A 25,713-nucleotide genomic window follows, 5' to 3' on the forward strand; every position below is an offset into this window, starting at 1 on the left:
ATGCTTCTCATCCGCTGCCCCTATTGCGAGGAAGAGCGTCCGGAACTCGAGTTCCGCAACGCCGGCGAGGCGCATATCGCGCGCTCGGCCAATATGGCCGGCGAGAGCGACGACGATTTCGAAAAGTTCTTCTTCATCCGCTCCAACCCCAAGGGCATCATCTATGAGCGGTGGCGGCACATGCATGGCTGCGCGCGTTTCTTCAACGCCGTGCGCGACACCGTCACCGACAGGTTCGTCATGACCTACAAGGCCGGCGAACCCAAACCCTCCAAGCTGCCAGGAGTTGGCAAATGAGCGGCGCGTCGTACCGCATTTCCGGCGCCGGCCGCTTCAGCCAAGCCAAGACCGCGCGTTTCAGCTTCGATGGCCAGTCCTATGCCGGCATCGAGGGCGACACGCTGGCCTCGGCGCTGCTCGCCAATGGCGTCCATCTGGTCGGCCGTTCGTTCAAGTACCACCGTCCGCGCGGCATCCTGTCGGCGGGCGCCGAGGAGCCGAACGCGCTGGTCGAAATCAGGCGCGACGCGGCACGCAAGACGCCGAACGTGCGCGCGACTGTGCAGGAGCTTTATGACGGGCTCGAGGCGCAGTCGCAGAACCGCTGGCCGTCGCTGTCCTTCGACGTCGGTGCGGTCAACGACATCGCGTCGCCGATGTTTTCGGCCGGCTTCTACTACAAGACCTTCATGTGGCCGAAGGCGGCATGGAAGAGCCTGTACGAGCCCAAGATCCGCGCCGCGGCCGGTCTTGGAGTTTCCCCGGACCAGCCCGATCCCGACCATTATTCGTCACGCTATGCGCATTGCGACGTGCTGGTGCTGGGCGGCGGTGCGGCGGGCATCGCTGCGGCATTGGCAGCGGCGGAGACCGGCGTGCGGGTCATCCTCGCCGACGAGCAGGCCGAGTTCGGCGGCAGCCTGCGTTTCGAGAGCGGCGCGAAAATCGACGGCCAGGACGGCTTTGCCTGGGCGCAAGCTGCCGTGGCGAAGCTCGCCGCGATGGACAATGTCCGCGTGCTCCCGCGCACGACGGCGTTTGGCTATTACGCGCAGAATTTCGTCGGCCTGGTCGAGCGTGTCAGCGATCATCTGAAGGCTCCCGGCCACGATCTGGCGCGCGAGCGGCTGTGGCAAGTCAGGGCCAAGCGCGTGGTGCTGGCCTCGGGCGCCATCGAGCGCCACATGGTGTTCGCCGACAACGACCGCCCGGGCATCATGCTGGCGGGTGCCGCGCGCACCTATCTCAACCACTATGGCGTCGCGGTCGGCAGGAATGTCGGCGTCTACACCGCCAATGATTCCGCCTATGCAGCGGCGATCGACCTGAAGAAGGCCGGCGTCAACGTGGCGGCGATCGTCGATCTGCGCGACAATCCGACCGGACCGGTGATCGACGAGGCGAGGGCGCTCGGCATCGAGGTCAATTTCGGCCGCGCGGTGATCCGCGCCGGCGGCAAGCTGCGCGTTTCCTCGATGACGGTGCAGCCGAAGAATGGCGGCGGCGAACGCATCATTCCAGTCGACGCGATCCTGATGTCGGCCGGCTGGACGCCGTCGGTGCATCTGTTCTCGCAGTCGCGCGGCAAGGTCGCCTTCAACGACGAGACCAAGCGCTTCGTGCCGGGCACCTATGCGCAGGATTGTGTCTCTGTCGGCGCCTGCAATGGTACCGACGGCCTATCGGCGACGGTCGACGAGGCCTATGCCGCGGGCGCCAAAGCGGCCAGGGATGCGGGCGCGAAAACCGCCAAGGGTACGAAGCCGAAGGTCGACACCTCGGAGAGCTGGTCGCGCGGCATGCTGGGTGCGGCTCCTGGCGCCGGGCCGGACACCACGGTGAAGGCGTTTGTCGACTTCCAGAACGACGTCACCGCCAAGGATATCCGCCAGGCGGTGCACGAAGGCATGCGCTCGATCGAGCACGTCAAGCGCTTCACCACCAACGGCATGGCCACCGATCAGGGCAAGACCTCCAACATGCACGGCCTGGCGATTGCCGCCGAGATGCTGGGAAAGCCGATCCCGGAGGTCGGCCTGACCACGTTCCGGGCGCCCTATACGCCGGTGACCTTCGGCGCCATCGTCAGCCATGCGCGCGGGCCGCTGTTCGACCCGACGCGTAAAACGGCGATCCATCCCTGGGCCGAGGCGCAAGGCGCGGTGTTCGAGGATGTCGGCCAGTGGAAGCGCGCCTGGTATTTCCCCAAGGCGGGCGAGGACATGCATGCTGCTGTCGACCGCGAATGCGTCGCCGTGCGCAAGACTGCCGGCCTGTTCGATGCCTCGACACTGGGCAAGATCGAAGTGGTCGGGCCGGATGCGGCCAAATTCATGGAGCTGCTCTACACCAACCCTTGGGAGAAGCTGGAACCCGGCCGCTGCCGCTATGGCATCATGCTGCGCGAGGACGGTTTCATCTATGATGACGGCGTCGTCGGCAGGCTGGCGCCCGACCGTTTCCATGTGACGACGACGACCGGCGGCGCGCCGCGTGTCATGAACCACATGGAGGACTATCTCCAGACCGAGTTCCCGCATCTCAATGTCTGGCTGACCTCGATCACCGAACAATGGGCTGTCATCGCCGTGCAGGGACCAAAATCCCGCGACATCATCGCGTCGCTGGTCGAAGGCATCGACATGTCGGACGAGGCGCTGCCGCATATGTCGGTGCGCGAAGGCAAGATCTGCGGCGTGCCGACGAGGTTGTTCCGCATGTCGTTCACCGGCGAGCGGGGCTTCGAGGTCAACGTGCCTGCCGACTATGGCCAGGCGGTCTGGGAAGCGCTTTGGGCCGAAGGCCAGAAGCATGGCGCCGCCGCCTACGGCACCGAGGCGATGCACGTGCTGCGCGCCGAAAAGGGCTACATCATCGTCGGCCAGGACACTGACGGCACGGTGACGCCGAACGATGCCGGTCTCGACTGGGCGGTCGGCAAGAAGAAGACCGACTTCGTCGGTATCAGGGGCATGGCGCGGCCCGACCTGGTCGCCAAGGGCCGCAAGCAACTGGTCGGCTTGAAAACGAAAGACCCAAAGGTGGTGCTGGAGGAAGGCGCGCAGATCGTCGCCGACCCCAAGCAGGCGATCCCGATGAAGATGATCGGTCACGTCACCTCGAGCTACTGGTCGGAAAATTGCGGCCGCTCGATCGCGCTGGCGCTGGTCGCCGGCGGCCGCGACCGGATGGGCGACACGCTCTACGTGCCGATGCCGAACGGGGTGATCGAAGTGGAGGTTACCGGCATGGTGTTCTTCGACGAGACGGGAGGGCGCCTCAATGGCTAAGGCCGCTGCAAGGAAGACGGCTCCGGCTGCATCGCCTTCGGTCGAGCGCCGTCCGGCGCTGGCTGGACGCAGCACCACTGCTGCCGCCGTCAAGGTCGAGGTGCTGCCGCCGGCCGAGCGCATTTCGCTGCGTGCGCCGGAGGCTTCGGCCGCAGCGCTTTCGAAGGCGCTCGGCGTGACCTTGCCGAAAAAGCCGAAGACATCCTCCTCGAAGGGCGGGCGCACCGCCTTGTGGCTCGGCCCCGACGAATGGCTTGTCATCGATGAAGCCGGCAACGATCCGCTGGCCGATTGCGCCGGGGTTGCCGCTTTGCACTCGGCGGTCGGCATCTCGCATCGCAACATCGCGATATCAGTGACGGGCGCGGGGGCAGCGGCGACGATCAATGCGGGCTGCCCGCAGGATCTGTCGCTCGACGCCTTCCCGGTGGGCGCGGCGTCGCGCACCATCCTGGGCAAGACCGAGATCGTGCTGTTGCGCACAGCCGCCGATGCCTTCCGGGTCGAATGCTGGCGTTCCTTCTCGGACTATGTCTTTACTTTCCTGTCCGAGGGATCGCGCGACGCGGCGGTCTGAACTCGGAACGTTTTGCAGGGCACGCTCGTTCTGCATCCGCACGCCGAGGGAGAAATGCCGATGCCGTCGAATTCCGCGCCGAAGTCGCCGGTCAAAAAGACATCGGCCGTCCGCTCGCTCGAACATGAGCGACATGAAGCCCCGAGCGCCGAAGAGGAACTCGAGGAAGGCCTCGAAGACACGTTCCCGGCCAGCGATCCGGTATCCATTACCGGAACCGCCATCCCCGGCGCACCGGCGAAACCGGGCAAGGCCAAGACCGTGCCGGGGCGCAAGAAGCGCAAGACCTAGTATTCCATCGGGCCAGATCGCATCGGACCTTCTCAATCTCCTTGGGCGTGCTATTTAAAGCGCTTTGGGAGATGAAAATGCCGACAAAAGCGATCGTTTGGGGCGAGAACGTCCACGAGCAGACCAATGAAGCCGTGCGCGAACTCTATCCCTTGGGGATGCACGGCACCATCGCCGCCGCGCTCAACCAGGACAAGGGCATCGAGGCGGCCACCGCCACCTTGCAGGAGCCCGAGCACGGCCTGAGCGAAAAGCGCCTGGCGGCCACCGACGTGCTTTTGTGGTGGGGCCACGCGGCGCATGGCGAGGTCAAGGACGAGATCGTCGAGCGGGTGCAGAAGCGGGTCTGGGAAGGGATGGGCCTGATCGTGCTCCATTCCGGCCACTACTCGAAGATCTTCAAGCGGCTGATGGGCACGCCCTGTTCGCTGAAATGGCGCGAGGCGGGCGAGCGCGAGCGCGTCTGGGCGATCAACCGCGGCCACCCGATCGCGCAAGGCATTGGCGAGTGCCTGGAGATCGGCGAGACCGAAATGTATGGCGAGCCGTTCGCGGTGCCGGAGCCGCTGGAGACGGTGTTCGTCTCCTGGTACGAGGGCGGCGAGGTGTTCCGGTCAGGGCTGACCTACCAGCGCGGCGCGGGACGGATCTTCTACTTCTCGCCCGGCCACGAAACCTATCCGATCTATCACAATGAGGGCGTGCAGCAGGTGCTGCGCAACGCCGTCCATTGGGCGCACAATCCGGCGCCGGCCTGGTCCGGCATCACCAATGCGCCGAACGTGCCGACGGATGCGGCCAAGGAGAAGATCGTGCAGAAGGGGCTGCGCCTGCATGCCGATGGCGACAAGGGCCTGAGCTGATTGGGGCGGCCTGAGCTGATCGGGCCTGAGTTGCCCAAGGCGTGAGTTGATTTTGGGGGCTTGGGGCTAATGCATCGAATTCTTCTGCTCGGCACCGGCGGTATCGCCGGGCATCATGTCGAGGAGTTTGCCGGGATTCCCGGCTGCAGCATCGTCGCCTGTGTCGACCAGGTGCCCGGTCGCGCTGCGGCGTTCGCCGCGGCCAGCAAGATCGGCGATTCTTTCGAGAGCCTGGAGGCGGCGATCGCCTGGGGCCAGTTCGATGCCGCCATCAACGCGACGCCGGATGGTGCCCATAGGGCGACGACGCTGGCGCTGCTCGGCGTAGGAAAACATGTGTTTTGCGAAAAGCCGCTGGCGCCGAATCATGCCGACGCACTTGCTATGACCGAAGCGGCCGAGGCTGCCGGGGTGATCAACATGGTCAACCTCACCTATCGCAACTCACCGGCGATCCACGAGGCGCGGCGCATGGTTCAGGCCGGCGAGATCGGCGCATTGCGCCATGTCGAGGCGAGCTACCGGCAAAGCTGGCTGGTCAGCAAATCATGGGGTGACTGGCGGGTCGAGGACAAATGGCTGTGGCGCTTGTCCAGCCGGCACGGTTCGACCGGCGTGCTGGGCGATGTCGGCATCCATATCCTGGATTTCGCCACCTATGGCGCCGGCCAGGATATCGTCAGCCTGCATGCCGATCTGGTGACGTTTCCGAAGGCCGAGGGCGAGCGCATCGGCGACTATGTGCTGGACGCCAATGACAGCGTGGCAATGACGGCGCGGCTCGATTGCGGCGCGCTCGCCACGATCGTGGCGAGCCGCTACATGACCGGTCACGCCAACGATCTGTCGCTGGCCCTGCACGGCACCCAGGGCGCCATCAAGGTCGAGACCGACGGCAAGGCATCGAGCCTGTCGGCCTGCCTCGGCGGGGATGTCGATCTTCAGCGCTGGCGGACTTTGGATCTGCCCAGTGTCAAGCGCAATGCGCGACGCTTTGCCGATGCGCTGGATGCAGGCCGGAATGGCGATCCGTCGTTCCGGCGCGCCGCCGACATGCAGAAGCTGATCGACGCAGCCTTTGAAAGTTCAGCGGCGAAGCTGCCGATTTCGGTCGCTTGAAGCTGGCCGACTTGTGCCGGCCAGACGTGATCTTTGCTGATATCAGAATGCGCTCGGCACAATCCACGGATTGATGCTGATGCCGAGCCGCGGGCCCTTGCCTTCAGCGGTGTTTTCCGTGGCACCCTTCTTCTCGACCGAACCGGTCGAAGCGCAATCGAGCTTCAGGTTGGTCTTGGTGTCAACGCAGGCCGCCACCGGCGCATGCTTGACCGGATGGGTGGTGTTGGCGGCGAAAGCCGAGCCCGAAAGTGCCAGCACGGCGGCGAGGGTGAGGAGTGTCTTTTTCATTGTCAGTCTCCGGTTTCCGGGTCGAATTCAATTCGTACCGACGGGTGAATTTTTCTCGTACATGTACGATAGACTGTACATATACGCCGTCGATTGGGAATTCAAGGGAAAACCGTACGCGTACGATAAATTTTTCGTTAACCAAGAAATCCCCCCAGGGTCTGGCTGGGGCGGAGAGAAAATATGGAAATGAAAGGTCAGCAGTTGACCGGTGTCTCGGTCAATGGCGGGACGTTTTGCGTGCTGAGCGTGGCGAGCGTGAAATCGCACATCCGCTTCACGAAGGCCTGCGGGTCGCCGAAGGGGTAGAATGGAAAGGTGATGAGCAGCGAGATCGTGCCGTGGCCAACCGCCCACAGCATGGTGGCGATGGCGCGCGGATCGCCCTGCAATTTTCCGGCGGCAACGCAGGCCTCGACCCGGCTGATCAGCGCCTTCATCGCCGGGTTGCTCTCTTCCATGTCGTCGTAGCTCCTGCCTTCCGGCAGCTTGGTCTTTTCGGTCATGAATACGGTGCGGTATTCGTTGGGATTGCCGAGCCCGAAGGCGGCATATTCCGTCATCACCGCCTGCAAGGCTGCGATCGGATCATCGGACGGATGCTCCTCGATGCGGCGAGCAAGCGTCTCGAATGCGTCCTCGGCCAGAGCGAACAGGATGTCCTGCTTGTCGGCGAAGTAGGAATAAACGGACATCGGGGCGTAGCCGACCCGCTTGGCCAGCTTGCGGATGGTCAGGCCCTCATAGCCCTCTTCCTGGACAAGCTTATGCGCGGCCTCGAGCAATTCGGAGCGCAGTTCTGCTTTTTGTTTCTCGCGGCGTGTCTGGACGCTCTGCGGCAAGATCTGGTGCCTTCGGTTGGGTTGGTGGCTGGCTAAATTATATACGCTGTACGGAAACGGACAAGGGCACGGGAAGTTCCCAAACGGTATGCTTCGGATCGTGCCGACGCTTTTCGAATTTTGGCAGCCCCGTGATCAGCACCGTTCCTCTCTCGAAATGGCCCATCACGCCTCCCTGTCGATCAGTTCTGCGGCAAGACACGAAAGCAGTTTCACCGCCTCGCCATAGGTTTTCGCCTTCTCGGGATTGGAGGCGTTGCCGTCCAGCGCCCGCTTGAAGACGCCCTGGCAGATGGCAGCCAGCCGGAAGAAGGAAAAGGCGAGGAAGAACGTCCAGTTGCCGATACCGGTGAGCCCGCGCCGCCGGCAGTAGGCGGCGACGTAGTCCTCTTCGGAAGGCAGGCCGAGTGCGGAACGATCGATACCGCCCAGGCCGCGAAAGCCGGAAGCGTGCGGCAGCCGCCATTGCATGCATTGATAGGCGATATCGGCGAAGGGGTGGCCTGATGTCGAAAGTTCCCAGTCGAGCACTGCCAGAACCGTTGGCCGGTCCGGCGCGAAGATCAGATTGTCCAGCCGGTAGTCGCCATGGACCAGTGAGATCCGGCCGTCATCTACGGGCATATGCGTTTCCAACCAGGCAATCAGCCGGTCCATGTCGGCGACGGTGCCGGTTTCCGAGGCACGGTACTGGCTCGTCCAGCGCGCCAGTTGGCGCTCGAAATAATTGCCCGGCCGGCCGAAATCGCCGAGCCCCACAGTCTCGACATCGACCTCGTGCAGGGCGGCGAGGGTGTCGTTCATGGCATCGTAGATGGCGGCGCGTTCATCATTGTCGCCAGCCTCCGGCAGAGCCGGATCCCAGAAAATGCGGCCGTCGAGGAAATCCATCACGTAGAACATGCGGCCGATGGGCGAGCCTTCCGCCGACAGATGCAGCATGGCCGGCACAGGCACGGCGGTGCCGGCAAGCGCGCTCATCACCCTGAATTCGCGGTCGACCTGGTGCGCCGATTTCAGCAATTGCCCCGGCGGCTTGGCGCGCAGCACGTAACGGCCGCTTGCCGCCGTCAAAAGGTAGGTCGGGTTCGATTGGCCGGATTTGAACTTCTCGACTGCCGCAAGCCCGGAAAAGCCCGGTATGTTCGCCTCGAGGTAAGGCGCAAGCGCTGCCTGGTCGAGAACGGGATCACTCATGCCGTCTCGGGCTGGCGTTCGATCAAGGTCAGCGTCAGCCAGCGCGCGGTCAGTGCCGGCTTCTTCGAACCCTCGATCTCGATCGTCACGTCATGCGCGGTCTGCACCCAGCCCGACGGCCTGACCTTGACGTCGGCCAGCACGAAACGCGTGCGGATGCGCGCGCCGGTTTTCACCGGCGCCAGGAAGCGCAGCGAATCGAAGCCGTGGTTGACGCCCATCTTGCCGTTTTCCAGCGGCGGCATGGTCTCGAAGGTCATCGCCGACAACAGCGACAGCGACAGGAAGCCGTGCGCGATGGTGCCGCCGAACGGCGTTTCACGCATCGCCCGCTCCGGATCGCAGTGGATGAACTGATGGTCGTCCGTGGCGTCGGCGAACTGGTCGATCATGCGTTGCGTGACCACCCGCCACGGCGACACGCCGACCTCCTTGCCGACACTGGCCAGAAGCACATCGAGACTGATCGGTTCCACGCTCATGTCCTCCAGTTCACCCCCGGCTTCTGTGGCCGGAAAATGTCATTCCTTGAACAAGGTCAGCCCATGCTGCACCGACTGTCCGCCGTCGATCGGCAAGATGGCGCCAGTGACATAGCTGCCTGCACGGCTGCACAAATAGAGCGTTGCGCCGGCGATGTCATCCGGTGCGCCGATACGGCCGATCGGAACATGGCTGCCGACGTGCCTGGCCTGTTCCTCTGTGGCGGTGGCAAATGCCGTCATCCGGCTCTGGAAGGGGCCGGGGGCAAAGGCGTTGACGGTGATGCGGCGGGCGGCGAACTCGAGCGCCAGTGTGCGCGTCAGATGATGAACCGCAGCCTTCGAGGCGGTGTAGGAATAGGCGTCGTCGGCCAGCGGCTGCGTGCCCATTACCGAACCGAGGTTGATCACCCTGGCCGGATCGGCGTCGCTGGCGGCGGCATCGAGCAGCCGCAGCAATTCGCGCGTCAGATGGAAGACCGCGGTGACGTTGACGCCAAACACCTTGGCCCATGCCGAATAGGGGAAGCTTTCCAGCGGCGCGCCCCAGGAGACGCCGGCGTTGTTGACCAGAATGTTCAGCCGTTCGGTGCGCGATTTGACCTCGGCGACGAGTGCGGCGATGCCGGCTTCGCTGGAAACGTCGCCGACGAAGCCGTCGGCCCGGCCCGGTGCACCAAGCTGGTTCAACTCTTCGGCGACCTTGATACAATCCTCGCCCTTGCGCGACGCGATCATCACGCTGGCGCCGGCCCTGACCAGCGCGGTCGCCGCCATGCGGCCGATGCCGGTCGCCGCACCCGTCACCAGCGCGGTCTTGCCGGCCACCGAAAACAGTTCGTCCAGATAGCTCATCACAATTCTCCGCGCTCGGCATGCGGGCAAACAGTTCGTTGACAAGGCTATCCGAAGTACGGTCATCCTTGCCACTGACAAAATGCCTGGCGTGTATGAAGGGTTAGCGACCGATGACGGAGATGAATCTCGGCATGACCGAGCGGCTGAAGCCAATCCACGCGCGCGTCGCGGCCATGGTGCGCGACGAGATCATGCCGCTCGACCATGAATTCCTCAGCGAAGTGGGCAAGGCAGGCAGCCGCTGGGTCTACAGTGCGCGTCAGAGCGAGATCCTCGAAGGGCTGAAGAAGACCGCAAGAGAGCGCGGCCTGTGGAATTTCTGGCTGACCGGCTCGGAACGCGGCTATGGCCTTTCCACTGTCGAATACGCCTATCTGGCCGAAGAGATGGGCAAGGCGCATCTCGGCGCCGAGACCTTCAACTGCTCGGCGCCCGACACCGGCAACATGGAGGTGCTGGAGCGATACGGCTCGGCCGACCACAAGAAAGCATGGCTGGAACCGCTGCTCGACGGCAATATCCGCTCGGCCTATCTGATGACCGAGCCGGATGTCGCTTCATCCGATGCCACCAACATTGCCATGCGTTGTGAACGCCACGGCGGCGACTATGTGCTCAATGGCGAGAAATGGTGGGCTTCGGGCGCCGGCGATCCGCGCTGCGCCATCTACATCGTCATGGTCAGGACCGGGGGCGATGACGAGCCGCAGCACCGCCGCCATTCGATGATCCTGGTGCCATCAGACACCAAAGGCGTGACCAAGGTGCGGGCCATGCAGGTCTATGGCGATGACGACGCGCCGCATGGCCACATGCATCTTCGCTTCGACAATGTGCGCGTACCGGCGTCGAACCTGATCCTCGGCGAGGGCAGGGGGTTCGAGATCGCGCAAGGGCGGCTCGGTCCCGGCCGCATCCACCACTGCATGCGCGCCATCGGACAGGCCGAGATGGCGCTCGAGATGCTGTGCCAGCGTTCCGTGCGCCGCGAGGCCTTCGGCCAGAAGCTGGCAAAGCTCGGCGCCAATTTCGACATCATCGCCGAATGCCGCATGGAGATCGAGATGGCGCGGCTGCTCTGCCTCAAGGCGGCGTGGATGATCGACCAGGGCGATGCGCGGGCCGCTGCTCCCTGGATCAGCCAGATCAAGGTGGTCGCACCGCGCGTCGCGCTCAAGGTCACCGACGAGGCGGTGCAGATGTTCGGCGCGCAAGGCATCAGCCAGGACACACCGCTGGCGCGGTCGTGGACGCATCTGCGGACCTTGCGCCTTGCCGACGGGCCGGACGCCGTGCATCGCCGTCAGGTGGCGCGGACGGAGTTGAGGAAATACACGCAGGAGAAGGTTTGAGCGCCGGCATCGTCATGCGGGCGCGACTCGAGGCTCGAGCGAGGAGTGTTCCGATGACCGTCCCATCCGAAATGAAGGCGCTGCTGCTTGTCGGCGATGGCTACACCAGGACGCGGAGCGGCAGTGTGCTGGAGGCGATGGAGCCCTATCTCGAGCCGGGCAGCATCGCGGTGCCGACACCGGGCCCCAGCCAGGTGCTGATCAAGGTCAGCCTCGCCTCGATCAATCCGTCCGATGTCGCCTTCGTCAAGGGCCAGTACGGCCAGCCGCGTGCCAAGGGCCAGCCGGCCGGTTTCGAGGGTGTCGGCATTGTCGTCGCCAGCGGGGACGAGCCCTATCCCAAAAGCCTGATCGGCAAGCGCGTGGCCTTTGCCACCGGCGTCACCAACTGGGGCTCGTGGGCCGACTATGCCGTCGCCGAGGCGGCTGCCTGCATCCCGCTGCTCGACACCGTTCGCGACGAGGACGGTGCGGCGATGATCGTCAACCCGCTCACGGCGCTCGCCATGTTCGACATCGTCAAGGAGGAAGGCGAGAAGGCCTTCGTCATGACCGCCGGCGCCAGCCAGCTCTGCAAGCTGATCATCGGCCTGGCCAGCGAAGAGGGTTTCCGGCCGATCGTCACCGTGCGCCGCGACGACCAGATCGCGGCTCTGAATGCGCTTGGCGCGGCGCACGTGCTCAATGAAAGGGCGCCGGATTTCAAGGCGGCGCTGCGCGAGGTGATGAAGGCCGAACAGCCGCGCATCTTCCTTGACGCGGTAACCGGGCCGCTTGCCTCCGCCATCTTCGACGTCATGCCGAAGCGGTCGCGCTGGATCATTTATGGGCGGCTCGATCCCGAAGCCACCGTTATCCGCGAGCCCGGCCAACTGATCTTCCAGCACAAGCATATCGAAGGGTTTTGGCTGAGTGAGTGGATGCGCCAGTTCCGCGACCGTCGCGGCCCGGCGATCCTGGAAGCGCAGAAGCGTTTTTCCGATGGGCGCTGGTCGACCGACGTGACGGCGGTGGTGCCGCTTGCCGAAGCAATGGCGCGGCTGCCAGCCGAACTGGCCAAACCCAACGGCAAGGTGTTCATCCGGCCTTGAACGAAAATGGCTGGCGAGCGAAGTCCAGTTACTGCAAAAAAGGGGCTGCTTGTGAGAACAGGCTGCCGAAAAGTTCCCGCCGTTTTGGCGCAAGGCGATGACGAACGATCCCGGTACGAATTACTTTCTCAAGAAATATTCGGCCCCGCTGGATGATCCTGCCGGGACTGCGGTCAGGAACATCATGCTGGCGCGGGTCGTCGGCGCCGAATGTCAGGCCTCCAGACTCAACAAGGCCAAGATCAAAGCCTATCGCGACAGGATGATCGGGCCGCTCATGCCTGAGCAACTCAAAACAGCTGCATTTGAAGGTGGCAGTGCGTTGCGCAGTTTCAACTACCAGGATCTCGCTCACCTCTGTGCCGGCATCGACTATCAGTTCGGGCCGAAAGGCGTGCTGATTCCGGGGGCTGTTCTTGCTGGTAAGGGCGAGCCGAAATATCCCTTTGATCCGCGCAACCCCTATTTTCGTTTGCCCGAATTCACTGACGATTAGTCAGGTCGCCAGCCTCGGACGGCAGCCATGAAGGTGGGAACGCATATTCGAGGCGAAGGAGGTGCGGCCCTGACGTTCGTCAGCCCCCTATGCCACGCCACTTCGTCCGTGATATGCCGCCGCCATCGAATGCCGGGACAGGCTGGACTGATCCAGTTCCGGGATTGTGTGGAGCGCCTTGATGACGATTTCCAAGCCGGTTTTCGACCGTTTGGGGTTTGGCCTGTGGATCGGAGCGTTCCTGGTCGTTCTTGCCCTGGTCCTGTGGTCACCGCACACGCGGACGGTATGGCAGGCCTATATCGACGGCAGCGTGGCGCTTCAGGCCGGTCTGCCGCTCTACGACACCCAGTCCGAGATGGGGTATCTCTACGCGCCGGCCTTTGCCGCGCTCTACACTCCAATAGTCAAGCTTGGTCCGCATCTGGGCGGCTTGGTTTGGCATTCCATTGGCTTTGCGGTGCTGACCTACGCCGCGATGCGGCAGGTGCGCAAGCTCGGCGGCGGCGAACTGACATGGCTGCTTTCTTTCGGTCTTTTCCTCGCTTTGCCGATGGCGGTGGGGGCGATCCGCAACGGCCAGGCGACGATCCTTTTGACCGGCGCTTGCTGGCTTCTCACCCTGTCGGCGCTGGAAGGGCGGCGGGCGGAGACGTTCTTCTGGGCTTCGCTTGCCATCATCGCCAAGCCGACCGCGATCATAATGCTGTTGTTGGTAGGAGCCCTTCGGCTCCGGCTGATACCGGTGCTGGTGCTGGCGCTGCTGTTCGTGCTGGCACTGCCTTACGCTTTTGCTCCCGCCGGCTATCTCAACGATCAGCATCGTGTCTTCATCCAGATGCTGACCTCCATGGCCGTCGACAACACCAGCCATTTCGTGCCCACCGATTTCACGGCACCGTTCACCACGATAGGACTGCCGATACCGGAATTCGGCGCAACGATCGTGCGCATGGTCATGGCCCTGTTTACGCTTTCTGCCGTCATCTGGTTCGACCGCAGGCTCGAACAGGGAAAGGCGGCGCTGGCGATCTTCCTGACAGCCACTTTCTACATGTGCGTCTTCAACCCGCGCGTCGAGCCAAACACCTTTGCCATGATCGCGGTACCAGCCGGTCTTGCCATCGCCCTGTTGTGGCGTGAAGAACGGGGCGGCGTCCTTGCCTCGGTGCTGTCGACGACGCTGTTCGTGACCGGGTTGAGCGGCGTCGAGCGCCATGTGCACGATTTCCTCTTCCCCTGGTTCCGGCCGGTCGCCGTCACTTTTATCGCCGGTTCGCTGATCTGGTGGTTCTGGGCCAAGGCACGGGAAAAGGTGGTGAATGCGGGAGTCGCCAATGGTTGAGTTGCGGCCGAGCCTCGATATCGTCGCACCGTTCTTCAACGAGGCGGCATCGGCATCGGCCTTCGCGCGCCTGCTGGGCGAGCTCGAAGTGGCCGTGGCACAACGCTTCGGCATGACCGTACACAAGATCCTGGTCGATGACGGCAGTCGTGACGATGGCGCCGTGCGGTTTTCGCAAGCGCTGACGGGGTCGTGGGAGATCGTGCGCCTCAGCCGCAATTTCGGCAAGGAAGTCGCGGTGCTCGCCGGCCTCGACCAGTCGCGCGGCGACATGGTGCTGATCATGGACGCCGACCTCCAGCATTCCCTGGACATCAGCCTGAAGCTGATCGCCGAGCTGGTGGACCATCCGGACATCGACGTCGTCTATGCGCAGAACGACCGCCGCGAGGCGAGCTGGCGGCGCAGCCAGCTTGCACGGCTTTTCTACAGCCTGATCAACTCGAGCCAGCGTTTCGATATTCCCGAAAATGCCGGCGACTTTCGCGTCATGCGCGGCGCCGTGGCGCGCGCGCTGACCAGCCTGCGCGACAAGCGGCGCTTCAACAAGGGCCTGTTTGCCTGGGCCGGCTTTCGCCAGAAGGCGTTGCCCTATTCGCCGGAAGGCCGCGCCAGCGGCACGTCGAAATGGAGCCGGCTCAACCTGATCGCCTTCTCGCTCGAAGGTTTTACTTCCTTTTCCGTCATTCCCTTGCGTCTCATCAGCCTCAGCGGGCTGCTCGCGGCGTTGGCCGGTGCGCTCTATGGCGCCAAGGTGCTCTTCGAGGTGATCTTCTACGGCATTGCCGTTCCGGGCTACCCCAGCCTGCTGGTTGCCGTCGTCCTGCTCGGCGGCCTCAACCTGACCTTGCTTGGCCTGATCGGCGAATACGTCTGGGTCACGCTCAGCGAGAGCAAGGATCGCCCGGTCTATCTCGTGCGCGACGTCGTGCGCAGCGTGGCCCCCGCCGATCGGCCGGAGCCAGGCACTTCGAACAGATGACGCGGCGCATCCGCCTGATCGCCGACGATTACGGCCTGGCGCCCGGCGTTTCCGCCGCGATTCTCGACCTGCTCGATCGCGGCCGCCTGACCGGCACCAGCTGCATGACCGGCTTTCCGGAATGGGAAGCGGAGGCAGCGCGCATAAAACCGCTGTGCGGCCGGGCCGCGGTCGGGCTGCATCTCACCTTGACCGACCAGTTGACCATTACCGGCCGGTCGAACCTGGCGCCGGAAGGCCGGCTGCCACCGCTCCGCGCACTGGCCTTGCCTGTTCTGCGCGGCCGCATCGACGAGCGCCATGTTCATGCCGAGCTTGACGCCCAGTACAGCCGCTTCGTCGAGGCGCTTGGCCGCCGCCCCGATTTCGTCGACGGGCATCAGCATGTGCATTTCCTTCCCGTCGTGCGCACATGGCTGCGCGCGCGGTTTCCAGAAGGCGCCGACAGGCCGGCCCTACGCGGCGGCCCGGCGCTGGCCGCAGGGTCGAAGGTCGCCGCGATTGCCGCGCTCGCTGCCGGGTTCAACCGTTCGATGCAGCGCGCCGGCTTCATCGTTTTCCAGCCGCTCGCCGGCATCTATGACTGGCGGCAGCCCGAAAAGTTCACTGCGGTTCTGCAGGCCGCCGTCGAAGGGTTGCCGGAACAAGGGCTGTTCATGTGCCATCCCGGCCATGTCGACGAGACGCTGCGCGCGCGCGACACGATGCAAGGTGTGCGCGAGGTCGAATTCGCGGCCCTGGCATCGGACGCGTTCGGAGCCAGCCTGGCCCGCGCCAATGTCGCAATCATGGATGGCAGGGGATGAACGACGCCGAGCGGCCCCCGCGTTCGACCGGCAACAAGATCGTCCGCTTTGCCATTGTCGGACTGGCGAACACGGCCATCGACCTTGCCAGCTTCTTCCTGCTGCTCAAGCTCGGTGCTTCGCCGCTGCCGGCCAACGTTGCTGCCTGGTTCATCGCCGTCACCTTTTCCTTCGCGGCGAACGGCTTCTGGTCGTTCGAGCGCAATCGAGCCATCCGGCTGCGTGACGCATTCCTTCGCTTCGCCTCGCTTGGAGGGCTGATTTCGCTCGGCGTCTCCAGCCTCTCCATCGCGCTGTTTGCCGGCATCGCCGGAGTGTGGCCGGCAAAGATCGCCGGTGTCGTGGTGGCGGCGGTGCTGAATTTCCTCGCCGCGCGCTGGTCGATCGAAGGCCGGTTCTTGAGATAGGCGGAACTATTTTTCTTACGAAATTCCGGACGGAAAACCGCTACACACTTTTCCCTGGATTTCTTTACTCCGCCGGTTCCACATTGGTGTAGGCGGCTTCCTCCAACTCGCGCTTCAGTCGCGCTTCCTCATGGGTCTTCGGCGTCACGAAGCGGCCAAGCAGGAGATAGGCGACCGGCGTCAGGAACAGCGTCGAGACGGTGGCCAACCCCAGGCCGCCGACGATAACCCAGCCGAGCGCGACGCGCGCCTCGGCACCGGCGCCGCTCGCCAGCACCAGCGGCAAGCCGCCGAGCACGGTGCAGATCATCGTCATCATCACCGGCCGCACGCGGATGATCGAGGCCTGCTCGATCGCTTCGCGCACGCCAAGCCCGCGATCGCGCAGCTGGTTGGCGAATTCGACGATCAGGATGCCGTTCTTGGCCATGACGCCAACCAAAAGCACCAGGCCGATCTGGCTGTAGGCGTTGAGACTGGTGCCCGAGAGCAGAAGCGCGAAAATCGCGCAGGCCAGTCCGAGCGGCACCGTCGCCATGATGATGACGGCACTGACGAAACTTTCGAACTGGGCGGCCAGCACCAAAAGGATGATGACCAGCGCGAAGCCGAAAATGGTGATCATGGCGCTGTTGGTTTCGCCCAGCGTCGCCGCCTCGGCCAGAGGCAGGATGCGGCTGCCCGCAGGCAGCAGCGGCGTGGCGATCTCCTCGGCGCGGGTGAGCGCGTCGCCAAGCGCGAAGTCGCCACTGAGGTTGGAGGTGATGGCCACCGAGGGCTGCTGCTGTTCGCGCGACAGCGATGGCGGTACGGCACGTTCGGTCAGCGTGGCGATGGTCGACATCGGCACGAAACGTCCGTCTGCCGTCTTCAGGAAGATGTTTTCCAGATCGGTCGGATCGTTGATCGGATTGGTGGTCGAGACCAGCTTCACGCCGTAGCTGCGGTCGGCAATGTAGACGTCGACGACATCGTTGCCGTCGAGCATGGCCTGCAAGGTGTTGGCCAGTCCCGATATGTCGATGCCGAGGTCGGAGGCGCGCTCGCGGTCGATGGCCACGGCGAGCTGCGGTTGCGTCGGGTCGATCGACAGGCGCGGTGTCTGGAAGCGCGCGTCCTTCTGCATCTCGGCGATGATCTTCACGGCTGCGTCGCCGAGCGCCTTGCGGTCGTTGCCGACCAGCGCGAACTGCAGGCCGTTGCCGGCGCCACGGATGCCGAGGCTGTTGGGCTGTACCGGGAAGATGCGCACGCTCGGCACCTGCCTGGTCAACTGGCTGATCTCGGCCATGATCTCCTGCTGGCTGCGGCTGCGCTCGTTCCACGGCGCCAACGTCATCACCATGAAGCCGGAATTGTAGGAGCCGTTCTGGCCGGCATTCTCGAAGGTCGAGCGGATCTCGCCGGAATCGCGCATCGGCTGGATCAGTCTCTCGATCTTCTGCATCTGCTGCGTCGTATAGTCGAGGCTGACGCCTTGCGGGGCGCTGATGCGCAGAAGCACGGCGGCGCGGTCCTCGGTCGGCGTCAGCTCCTGGCGGATGGTGCCGAACAGCGTGAAGGCGGTGCCGGCAAACAGCACCGCGACCAGAAGCACGATCCATGGCGCGTCGAGGCAGGCGTGTAGGCCGCGCTTGTAGGCCGTATTGAGCGCGCCGCCGATGCGGGCGCCGATGCCATGGCCCCCTTCGTGGTGGAGCGATGCGCTGGTCAGCATGCGCGAGGCGAGCATCGGGCACAGCGTCAGCGCCACAACGCAGGACAATAGCACCGACATGGCAAGCACGAAGCCGAATTCGCGGAACAGGCCGCCGGTCTGGCCGGGCAGGAACGAAATCGGCACGAAGACGGCGACCAGCGTCAAGGTGGTGGCAATGACGGCGAAAAACACTTCCTGCGCGCCAAGCACGGCGGCGGCGCGGGGCCCCATGCCTTCATTGCGTCGTCGCACGATGTTTTCGAGCACGACGATGGCGTCGTCGACGACCAGTCCCGTCGCCAGCACCAGAGCGAGCAGGGTCAGGATGTTGACCGAGAAGCCGGCCAGATAGATGGCAGCGATGGTGCCGATCATGGCGACCGGCATCGACAGGCCGGGGATCAGCGTCGCGCGCCAGTCGAGGAGAAACACATAGATGACGATCAGCACCATGGTCACGGACAGGCCGAGTGCGATCTCGACCTCGTGCACCGCGCCCTTGACGAAGACGGCGTCGTCGCTGGTGATCTTGATCGACATGCCCTTGGGCAGGTTTTCCTGCAGCTTGGCGACGGCGGACTGGACGCCGGTCGAGATGTCCAGCGTGTTCGATTCCGCCTGGCGGATGATGCCGATGCCGATGCCGGTCTTGCCATCCGAGCGCAGCGTGGTCTGGCCGACGTCGGGACCGAGCGTGACGGTGGCGACGTCGCGGATGCGCGTCGTGCCGCCGACAATGATGTTTTCGAACTCTTCCGGCGTGGTCACGTCGGCAGTCGTGCGGACGATCAGGTCCTGGTTGGTCGTGGTGATCGAACCGGCAGGGGAATCGAAAGCGACCGAGGCAAGGGCGGCCCTGAGATCGGCAACCGTGAAGCCGAGGCTGGCCAGCTTGTTCTGGTCGACATCGATGCGAAAGATCTTGTCGCGGTCGCCATAGACCTGGACGTCGGCAACGCCGGGCACGGCGGCAAGCTCGTCCTCGATCTGGTCCTGGACCACCACGGTCATGTCCTGGATCGACATGTTGTCCGAGGTCACCGCCAGTCGCATCACCGCGTCGGAATTGGCGTCGGCCTTGACGATGCGCGGCGGATCGGCGGTGTCGGGCATCTGATTGGCGACGCGGCCGACAGCATCACGCACGTCCGAGGCGGCGACATTCAGATCGACGCCGTCGTTGAACTCGATGGTGACGCGGCTCGAGCCGAACGAGGAAGACGACGAGATCGACTTGACGCCTGAGACGCGGGCGACGGCGCCCTCGATCGTGTCGGTCAGTTCGCGGTCGACGGTCTCGGCCGCCGCGCCCTCGAAGGTGGTGGAAACAGTGACGACCGCGCGGTCGACATCAGGCAGTTCGCGGATCTCGACGCCGTAGAAAGCGGCCAGGCCGGCGACCGCAATCAGTGTGTTGAGCACGAAGGCCATGACCGGCCTGCGGATGAACAGGGCGGTGAAGCCGGTCTCGCTGGCGGTGTTGATGGTTCCGGTCATGAGCCTGCGGCGGCGTCCGCGGCGCGCTGCTCTTCGCCGGCAAGGCGAACCGCGCCGCCCTCGCTGACGCTCTGGGTGCCTTCTGTGACCACCATGTCGCCATTGTCGATCTCGGCGTCGATCAGCACGGTCTCGGTGTTGCGCTGGATGATGCGCACCGGGACCCGCCTGGCCTTGCCATCCTCGATCTGCCAGACATAGGCGCCGTCCGACCCCCACAGGATCGCCAGCGGGCTGACGGCCGGATAGGTTTGCCCCGGAAATTTCATGGTGATGCCGAACGACATGCCGGCGCGCAGCGAATCGGCCGGGTTGGCGATCTTGGCCTTGACCAGCAGCGTGCGACTCTTTTCATCGATGTGGTTGTCGATGGCCGAAACGGTGCCGCTATAGGCGTTGCTGGGATTGGCGATCGGCGTCGCCGTCAATTGCGCACCGACCTTGACGGCGGCGGCGAAGCGCTCGGGTACCAGGAAATCGACCAGGATCGAGGACCGGTCGTCGAGCGTGGCGATGGCCGACTGGTTGGTGACGTAATTGCCGGCCGAGATCGGCAGGATGCCGACGGTGCCGGCGATCGGCGCCAGGATCGACCGGCGCTGCAGTGCAAGTTCCGCGTCCTGAAGCGCCAGCTTGGCGCCCGCCAGCACCACCTCGGCATCAGCCACGGCTACCGGGGTCGCGGCATTGGAGGCACGCAGCGACTTAACGCGGTCGAGCTTGGACTGAGCGTCCTGCAAGGCGAGCTTGGCACGGTCCTGAGAGATCACTTCGGTCTCGGAATCGAGGGTGGCGAGGATCTGTCCCTTCTCGACATGGCTGCCGGATTCGACCAGCAGTTCGGCGAGGCGGCCGGAGCTGTAAGGATTGACGGTCACCGAGGCGTTGGCACGGCCGGTGCCGATCGCCTGCAGGCGGTCGTTGATAACAGCCGAAGTGGCCGCCAAGGCGACCACGTTCACCCGCTGGTTGCCGTTGCGGCCGTTTGCCTGCCTCGCGTTGGCGGCACCGGTTTCAGCCGGGGGCGTTGCCGCGTAAGCCCAGTCGATGCCCCAACGTGCCAGCACGTCCGGTGCGCCGGGATAAAAGCGCAGCCAGGCGGCTGCCGCCACCACCAGCACCACGAGTGCAAAAAGTATCTGTTTCCAGGCGGCCATCAGCACTCCGGTTGGTAAAACAATCCTTCCGTCTACCGGTTTCCCGAAATGAAGCAGACGCAGCGAGGCTATTGTAAGGCAAAGAAGCCGTCTCGATATCGCGTCTTTATGACAATTCTCCGGGGGCTGCGCACATTAAATATATGTAACGTTTGAGAAAATATGCGTAACGCTTCGGATCATCGCATATGCACTAACGCAGACTTTCCATCTCGCGAATGCGTTTGGCGCCTTCTGCTTCCAGTTGCCTGGTGACGGCGCCGATCAGCGTTTCGGCGACGACGAAAAGGGCCGCCGATGAATCCCATGCCGACGGCACTGCGGTTCGTCCGGCGATGACATGGCGAGCAAGGCGGGCGATCGGCGACAGCCACTGGTCGGTGAACAGTACGATCTGCACGCCACGCTGATGCGCCTTCTCGGCGAAGCGGAGGAGGCTGTCCTGGTAGCGCCTGATGTCGAAGATGACCAGCACGTCGCGCTTGCCCATGTCGATCAGCCGGTCACGCCACATGCTTTCCTGCCCGGCGAGGTGAAAGACATCCGGCTGGATGATGGCGAGGTGGGCGGCCATGTAGCGCGCCAGCGGATCGGTGAAGCGGCCGCCGATCAGGAAGGTCTTGCCGCGCCGGTCCGCCAGCCGGGCGGCGATGTCGGCAAGCTGCTTGTCGGACAGGTGCCTGAATGTCTCGCGCATATTGTCGAGCGTCGCTTCCAGCATCGGCGACACGGTCCCGCCGCCGGGCGAGGGCGGATTGAGCGTCCTTGTCGCCGGCGATTGCAGTTGCGCCGCCAGTTCGTCCTGCAGGCTCGACTGGAACTCCGGATAGTTCTGAAAGCCCAACCGGGCGACGAAACGCAGGATTGTCGGCGAGGAAACGCCGGCTGCGGCCGAGAATTCAGCGACCGTTTTCAAGCCGATCATCGGGTAGAAGGCAATCAGTGTCTGGGCCGCGCGCCGTTCGCTGGCCGGCATCGTGCCGACGCGGTCGGCGATCAGTTCGGCAATGTTGGAAATCATCTTTTCCCCACCCTTGGCTCGGTCGATGGTCTTTTCCGAAATCGCATTTGACAAAGCCGGACAAACTGTATGAAATCATCCACAGGGACGCAATGAGGCAAAATACGTAACATACGATACAGCGCTCCCCGGGGACGGCAGAGTATGGAGAAAGCACGGCCCGCCAGCCTTGCATCGTCTGATACCGTAAGGGTGACGAACCCCGGCGGATCAAGCCCTTTCGTGCTGACCTGCGATCACGCCTCGAACTTCCTGCCCGCCGAATTCGGCACGCTCGGCCTTGCTGTCGAGGACCTGTCGCGCCACATCGCCTGGGATCCCGGCGCGCTGCCGGTTGCCCGCCGCATGGCGCAGGCGCTCGACGCGACGCTCGTCGAAACCCGCATTTCGCGCCTTGTCATCGACTGCAACCGGCCGCTTGACGCGCCCGACCTGGTGCCGCCGGTCAGTGAGACAACGGCCATACCGGGCAATGCCGGCCTGTCGGAAAGTGAGCGTGCCGCGCGTGTCGCGCTTTCGTGGCGCCCTTTCCACGATACGATTGCGGATATCATCAGCCACAGGCTGTCACACGGTCAGGAAACGCGGCTGGTTTCGGTCCATTCCTTCACGCCGGTATACAAGGGCCGCAACCGGCCCTGGCATATCGGCATCATCCATGACGAGGATCGCCGGCTGGCGGCGCCGCTGATATCGGCGCTGAAGCGGCTTTCCGGTGTCACCGTCGGGGTCAACGAGCCGTATTCACCTGATGACCGCGTCTATTTCACGCTGGAACGGCATGCGCGCTCGCGCGGACTGCCCTGCGCGATGATCGAAATCCGCAATGACGAAATCGCCGGCGAGACCGGGCAGCGGAAATGGGCGGATCTGCTCACGGGCATTTTTTCGGATCTGGAGCCAGAGGAGGCCGGACACACCAGATCGCATTCAGTCGGAAAGTCAGTTCAATCGGCTAGCTAGGGCGGGATCTCATCCCGACCCGAAAACCAACAGGGGACACTAAAATGGCAGCACCGGGTTATACTGAAGTTGACAAGGCGGAGGACGTAAAGCACCTCCACAGCATGGGCTATGCCCAGGAATTGGAGCGGCGCCTCAGTCGCTTTTCGAACTTCGCCGTTTCCTTCTCCATCATCTGCATCCTGTCGGGCGGCATCAATTCGCTGGCCCAGGCCACCTCCGGCGCCGGCGGCATCGGCATCGGCATCGGCTGGCTGGTCGGCTGCTTCGTTTCGCTGACCTTTGCGGTCGCCATGTCGCAGATCAGCTCGGCCTATCCGACGGCCGGCGGCCTCTATCACTGGGGTTCGATCCTCGGCAACCGCGGCACCGGCTGGGTCACCGCATGGCTCAATCTGCTCGGCCTGATCACCGTGCTCGGCGCCATCAATGTCGGCACCTGGACGTTTTTCATCGGCGCTTTCGGCCCGACGCTCGGAATCGAAGGCACGCTGACAAACCAGATGATCTTTCTGATCATCATCACCGGCGCGCAGGCGCTGATCAACCATCTCGGCATCAAGCTGACGGCGAAGCTGACCGATTTCTCGGGCTATCTCATCTTCTTCGGCTCGATCCTGATCGCCATCGTCTGCCTGGCTTCCGCTGAGACCTGGGATTTCAGCCGTCTCTTCACCTTCAAGAACTATTCCGGGGACGCAGGCGCCGGCGTGTGGCCATCCGTCTCGAATGCCTGGGTGTTCGCGCTCGGACTGTTGCTGCCGATCTACACGATCACCGGTTATGACGCTTCCGCGCACACCTCGGAGGAAACCATCAAGGCGGCTTCTTCCGTGCCGCGCGCCATGGTCATGTCGGTGATCTGGTCGGCCGTTTTCGGCTATCTGTTCCTGGCCGCCTTCGTGCTGATGATCCCGAACATGGACGATGCCGCCAAGCAGGGCTGGAACGTGTTCTTCTGGGCCTTCGACCAGCGTGTAAGCCCCGGCATCAAGGAGTTCGTCTACCTCGTCGTGTTCGTCGCGCAGCTGCTGTGCGGCCTTGCCACGGTGACGTCTGCCTCGCGCATGATCTTCGCCTTCTCGCGTGACGGCGGCCTGCCGGGTTCGGCGGCACTCGCCAAGGTCAGCCCGACCTACCGCACGCCGGTGGCGGCGATCTGGACGGCTTCGATCCTGTCGGTGCTGTTCGTCTGGGGTTCGACGCTGGTTTCGGTCGCAGGCACTTCGGCCTACACCATCGTGGTTTCCTGCACCGTCATCTTCCTGTTCCTCTCCTTCACCGTGCCGATCGTGCTCGGCATGCTCGCCTGGGGCACGCCGAAGTGGGACAAGATGGGTCCCTGGAACATGGGGCGCGGCGTGTTCATGCTGTTCGCCTTCCTGTCGATCGTCTCAATGATCCTGATCTTCATCATCGGCATCCAGCCGCCGAACGATTGGGCGCTCTACATCACCGTCGGCTTCTTCATCCTGACGGCAGTCGTCTGGTTCGGCTTCGAGAAGCGCCGCTTCCAGGGGCCGCCGCTCGGCGACATCATTGCGGCGCGTCAGGCGGCCATCAAGGCGGCCGAACAGGCAGTCGGCGAAACCGGCCACTGACCTCCACCATCATGGCCATGGCCGGCATCGTGCCGGCCATGGTTTCGTTCAACTCATTCAAAGCCCAAGCGCTGGAGTGCCAAAGGAATGGCCGGAAATTTCTCGTTCGATCAGTTGAAGAAAGCGGTCTCCAGCGGTGAGATCGACACCGTGCTGGCCTGCATCGTCGACATGCAGGGACGGCTGGCGGGAAAACGCTTCCTGGCGCAGTACTTCGTCGATTCCGCGCATGACGAAACGCATGGATGCAATTATCTGCTGGCCGCCGACATCGATATGGAGCCGGTGCCGGGTTACAAGGCGGCGAGTTGGTCGAAGGGCTATGGCGATTTCGTCATGAAGCCGGATCTCGCCACGCTGCGGCGCATTCCCTGGCTGGAAAAGACCGCGCTCGTGATCTGCGACGTGCTCGACCACCACACGCATGACGACCTGCCGCATTCGCCGCGCGCCATCTTGAAGAAGCAGGTCAAGCGGCTGAGCGAGCGCGGCTATATCGGCTATTTCGCATCCGAGCTCGAATTCTATCTGTTCAACGAGACCTACGATTCGGCCCGCAAGAAGCACTGGCAAGGTCTCGACACCGCATCGCCCTATATCGGCGACTACCAGATCGGCATCACCACCAAGGAAGAAGGCGTCATGCGCCGGCTTCGCAACGAAATGGAAGCGGCCGGCATTCCGATCGAGAATTCCAAGGGCGAGTGGGGTCCGGGCCAGGAAGAGATCAATGTGCGCTATGCCGAGGCGCTCGACATGGCCGACCGCCACGTCATCCTGAAGAACGGCGCCAAGGAAATCGCCGAGTCCGAGGGCAAGGCGATTTCGTTCATGTCCAAGTATAATTACGGGCTCGCCGGCAATTCCAGCCACATCCACAATTCGCTGTGGAGCGCCGACGGCAAGACACCGCTGTTCTTCGACAAAAAGGCCGACTGGACGCTGTCGACACTCGGCCAGCAATGGGCCGCCGGCCAGCTCAAATACGCCAAGGAATTCACCTGGTTCCTGGCGCCCTATATCAACTCCTACAAGCGCTTCCAGGCCGGCACCTTCGCGCCGACCAAGATCATGTGGAGCGAAGACAACCGCACCGCAGGCTTCCGCCTGTGCGGCGAGGGCACCAAGGGCATCCGCATGGAATGCCGCATCGGTGGCGCCGACCTCAACCCGTATCTTGCTTTCGCAGCCCTGATCGCCGCCGGCCTTGCCGGCATCGACGAAAAGCTGGAATTGCAGAAGCCGTTCGTCGGCGATGCCTATCAGGCATCTCGCCTGCCGGAGATTCCGAAGACGCTGCGCGATGCCACCGACACGCTGGCGAAGTCGAAGATGCTCAAGCAGGCGCTCGGCGAGGATGTGCTCGAACACTATGTCCACACCGCAAAGTGGGAGCAGTTCGAATACGACCGCCGGATTACGGATTGGGAACTGCACAGAGGTTTCGAGCGGTATTAGGTATCGGCGGTTCGTCGGCGCCACCCCT

Annotated in this window: 24 protein-coding genes; 16 read left to right on the top strand and 8 right to left on the bottom strand. The window is 63.7% G+C overall.

What is annotated here, in order from left to right:
* The 6 genes from EOC83_RS00225 (at position 1) to EOC83_RS00250 (ending at position 6,140) form a co-directional block, all read left to right on the top strand.
* Positions 1 to 297 carry a sarcosine oxidase subunit delta gene (locus EOC83_RS00225; RefSeq protein WP_013529658.1) on the top strand — a complete coding sequence of 99 codons (297 nt, stop codon included), beginning with the start codon at positions 1 to 3 and terminating at the stop codon, positions 295 to 297.
* Positions 294 to 3,290: a sarcosine oxidase subunit alpha gene (locus EOC83_RS00230; RefSeq protein WP_063168973.1), complete on the top strand. Its 2,997-nt coding sequence runs from the start codon at positions 294 to 296 to the stop codon at positions 3,288 to 3,290. The genes EOC83_RS00225 and EOC83_RS00230 overlap by 4 nt, the downstream gene beginning before the upstream one ends.
* Positions 3,283 to 3,867: a sarcosine oxidase subunit gamma gene (locus tag EOC83_RS00235; RefSeq protein ID WP_063168972.1), complete on the top strand. Its 585-nt coding sequence runs from the start codon at positions 3,283 to 3,285 to the stop codon at positions 3,865 to 3,867. The genes EOC83_RS00230 and EOC83_RS00235 overlap by 8 nt, the downstream gene beginning before the upstream one ends.
* 60 nt (positions 3,868 to 3,927) lie before the next feature.
* Positions 3,928 to 4,158, top strand: coding sequence for a hypothetical protein (locus tag EOC83_RS00240; RefSeq protein ID WP_024502775.1), 231 nt, complete (start codon positions 3,928 to 3,930; stop codon positions 4,156 to 4,158).
* A gap of 77 nt (positions 4,159 to 4,235) precedes the next feature.
* Positions 4,236 to 5,021 (top strand): ThuA domain-containing protein, encoded by a 786-nt coding sequence (locus EOC83_RS00245; RefSeq protein ID WP_027161369.1) that lies wholly within the window; start codon positions 4,236 to 4,238, stop codon positions 5,019 to 5,021.
* Between the two features lie 69 nt (positions 5,022 to 5,090).
* Positions 5,091 to 6,140, top strand: coding sequence for a Gfo/Idh/MocA family oxidoreductase (locus EOC83_RS00250; RefSeq protein ID WP_063168971.1), 1,050 nt, complete (start codon positions 5,091 to 5,093; stop codon positions 6,138 to 6,140).
* 42 nt (positions 6,141 to 6,182) lie between these two features.
* Here the strand turns inward: EOC83_RS00250 and EOC83_RS00255 are convergent, their stop codons facing one another.
* From EOC83_RS00255 to EOC83_RS00280, 5 genes are all read right to left on the bottom strand, one after another.
* Positions 6,183 to 6,431, bottom strand: a complete 249-nt coding sequence (locus EOC83_RS00255; RefSeq protein WP_013529664.1) for a DUF680 domain-containing protein — start codon at positions 6,429 to 6,431, stop codon at positions 6,183 to 6,185.
* A gap of 197 nt (positions 6,432 to 6,628) precedes the next feature.
* Positions 6,629 to 7,273 carry a TetR/AcrR family transcriptional regulator gene (locus EOC83_RS00260; RefSeq protein ID WP_013529665.1) on the bottom strand — a complete coding sequence of 215 codons (645 nt, stop codon included), beginning with the start codon at positions 7,271 to 7,273 and terminating at the stop codon, positions 6,629 to 6,631.
* Between the two features lie 165 nt (positions 7,274 to 7,438).
* Positions 7,439 to 8,470 carry a phosphotransferase family protein gene (locus tag EOC83_RS00270; protein WP_063168970.1) on the bottom strand — a complete coding sequence of 344 codons (1,032 nt, stop codon included), beginning with the start codon at positions 8,468 to 8,470 and terminating at the stop codon, positions 7,439 to 7,441.
* A complete protein-coding gene (locus EOC83_RS00275; protein WP_263484965.1) occupies positions 8,467 to 8,952 on the bottom strand; it encodes a MaoC family dehydratase in 486 nt (161 codons plus the stop codon). The genes EOC83_RS00270 and EOC83_RS00275 overlap by 4 nt, the downstream gene beginning before the upstream one ends.
* Positions 8,953 to 8,991: 39 nt before the next feature.
* A complete protein-coding gene (locus EOC83_RS00280; RefSeq protein WP_063168969.1) occupies positions 8,992 to 9,807 on the bottom strand; it encodes an SDR family oxidoreductase in 816 nt (271 codons plus the stop codon).
* Positions 9,808 to 9,920: 113 nt separating this feature from the next.
* Between EOC83_RS00280 and EOC83_RS00285 the strand changes: the two genes are divergently transcribed.
* From EOC83_RS00285 to EOC83_RS00315, 7 genes are all read left to right on the top strand, one after another.
* Entirely contained in the window at positions 9,921 to 11,162 is a 1,242-nt protein-coding gene (locus EOC83_RS00285) for an acyl-CoA dehydrogenase family protein (RefSeq protein WP_063168968.1), read from the top strand.
* Positions 11,163 to 11,215: 53 nt separating this feature from the next.
* On the top strand, positions 11,216 to 12,253 hold the full coding sequence (locus tag EOC83_RS00290) for a zinc-binding dehydrogenase (protein ID WP_013529671.1): 1,038 nt from the start codon (positions 11,216 to 11,218) through the stop codon (positions 12,251 to 12,253).
* Between the two features lie 97 nt (positions 12,254 to 12,350).
* Positions 12,351 to 12,749 carry a hypothetical protein gene (locus tag EOC83_RS00295; protein WP_013529672.1) on the top strand — a complete coding sequence of 133 codons (399 nt, stop codon included), beginning with the start codon at positions 12,351 to 12,353 and terminating at the stop codon, positions 12,747 to 12,749.
* A gap of 181 nt (positions 12,750 to 12,930) precedes the next feature.
* Positions 12,931 to 14,094, top strand: coding sequence for a glycosyltransferase 87 family protein (locus EOC83_RS00300; protein WP_063168967.1), 1,164 nt, complete (start codon positions 12,931 to 12,933; stop codon positions 14,092 to 14,094).
* Complete coding sequence (locus EOC83_RS00305; RefSeq protein ID WP_063168966.1) at positions 14,087 to 15,076, top strand: glycosyltransferase family 2 protein; 990 nt, start codon at positions 14,087 to 14,089, stop codon at positions 15,074 to 15,076. The genes EOC83_RS00300 and EOC83_RS00305 overlap by 8 nt, the downstream gene beginning before the upstream one ends.
* Positions 15,073 to 15,882, top strand: coding sequence for a ChbG/HpnK family deacetylase (locus EOC83_RS00310; protein ID WP_063168965.1), 810 nt, complete (start codon positions 15,073 to 15,075; stop codon positions 15,880 to 15,882). The genes EOC83_RS00305 and EOC83_RS00310 overlap by 4 nt, the downstream gene beginning before the upstream one ends.
* Positions 15,879 to 16,289 (top strand): GtrA family protein, encoded by a 411-nt coding sequence (locus tag EOC83_RS00315; protein ID WP_013529676.1) that lies wholly within the window; start codon positions 15,879 to 15,881, stop codon positions 16,287 to 16,289. Before EOC83_RS00310 ends, EOC83_RS00315 begins: the two co-directional genes overlap by 4 nt.
* A gap of 64 nt (positions 16,290 to 16,353) precedes the next feature.
* Here the strand turns inward: EOC83_RS00315 and EOC83_RS00320 are convergent, their stop codons facing one another.
* The 3 genes from EOC83_RS00320 to EOC83_RS00330 all read right to left on the bottom strand — a co-directional run bounded on the left by EOC83_RS00320 (position 16,354) and on the right by EOC83_RS00330 (position 21,663).
* Positions 16,354 to 19,485 carry an efflux RND transporter permease subunit gene (locus EOC83_RS00320; RefSeq protein ID WP_063168964.1) on the bottom strand — a complete coding sequence of 1,044 codons (3,132 nt, stop codon included), beginning with the start codon at positions 19,483 to 19,485 and terminating at the stop codon, positions 16,354 to 16,356.
* A complete protein-coding gene (locus tag EOC83_RS00325; protein WP_063170332.1) occupies positions 19,482 to 20,642 on the bottom strand; it encodes an efflux RND transporter periplasmic adaptor subunit in 1,161 nt (386 codons plus the stop codon). The genes EOC83_RS00320 and EOC83_RS00325 overlap by 4 nt, the downstream gene beginning before the upstream one ends.
* Positions 20,643 to 20,835: 193 nt before the next feature.
* A complete protein-coding gene (locus EOC83_RS00330) occupies positions 20,836 to 21,663 on the bottom strand; it encodes a MurR/RpiR family transcriptional regulator (RefSeq protein WP_063168963.1) in 828 nt (275 codons plus the stop codon).
* Between the two features lie 144 nt (positions 21,664 to 21,807).
* On the opposite strand from EOC83_RS00330, the gene EOC83_RS00335 reads away from it, so the two are divergent.
* From EOC83_RS00335 to EOC83_RS00345, 3 genes are all read left to right on the top strand, one after another.
* Positions 21,808 to 22,626: an N-formylglutamate amidohydrolase gene (locus EOC83_RS00335; protein WP_024502760.1), complete on the top strand. Its 819-nt coding sequence runs from the start codon at positions 21,808 to 21,810 to the stop codon at positions 22,624 to 22,626.
* Positions 22,627 to 22,670: 44 nt separating this feature from the next.
* Entirely contained in the window at positions 22,671 to 24,227 is a 1,557-nt protein-coding gene (locus EOC83_RS00340; protein WP_013529681.1) for an amino acid permease, read from the top strand.
* Between the two features lie 87 nt (positions 24,228 to 24,314).
* Positions 24,315 to 25,685, top strand: a complete 1,371-nt coding sequence (locus EOC83_RS00345; RefSeq protein ID WP_013529682.1) for a glutamine synthetase family protein — start codon at positions 24,315 to 24,317, stop codon at positions 25,683 to 25,685.
* Positions 25,686 to 25,713: the final 28 nt, after the last annotated feature.

Origin of the sequence: Mesorhizobium sp. Primo-A, from assembly GCF_003997175.1 — a bacterium.
Classification (GTDB): Bacteria; Pseudomonadota; Alphaproteobacteria; order Rhizobiales; family Rhizobiaceae; genus Mesorhizobium; species Mesorhizobium ciceri.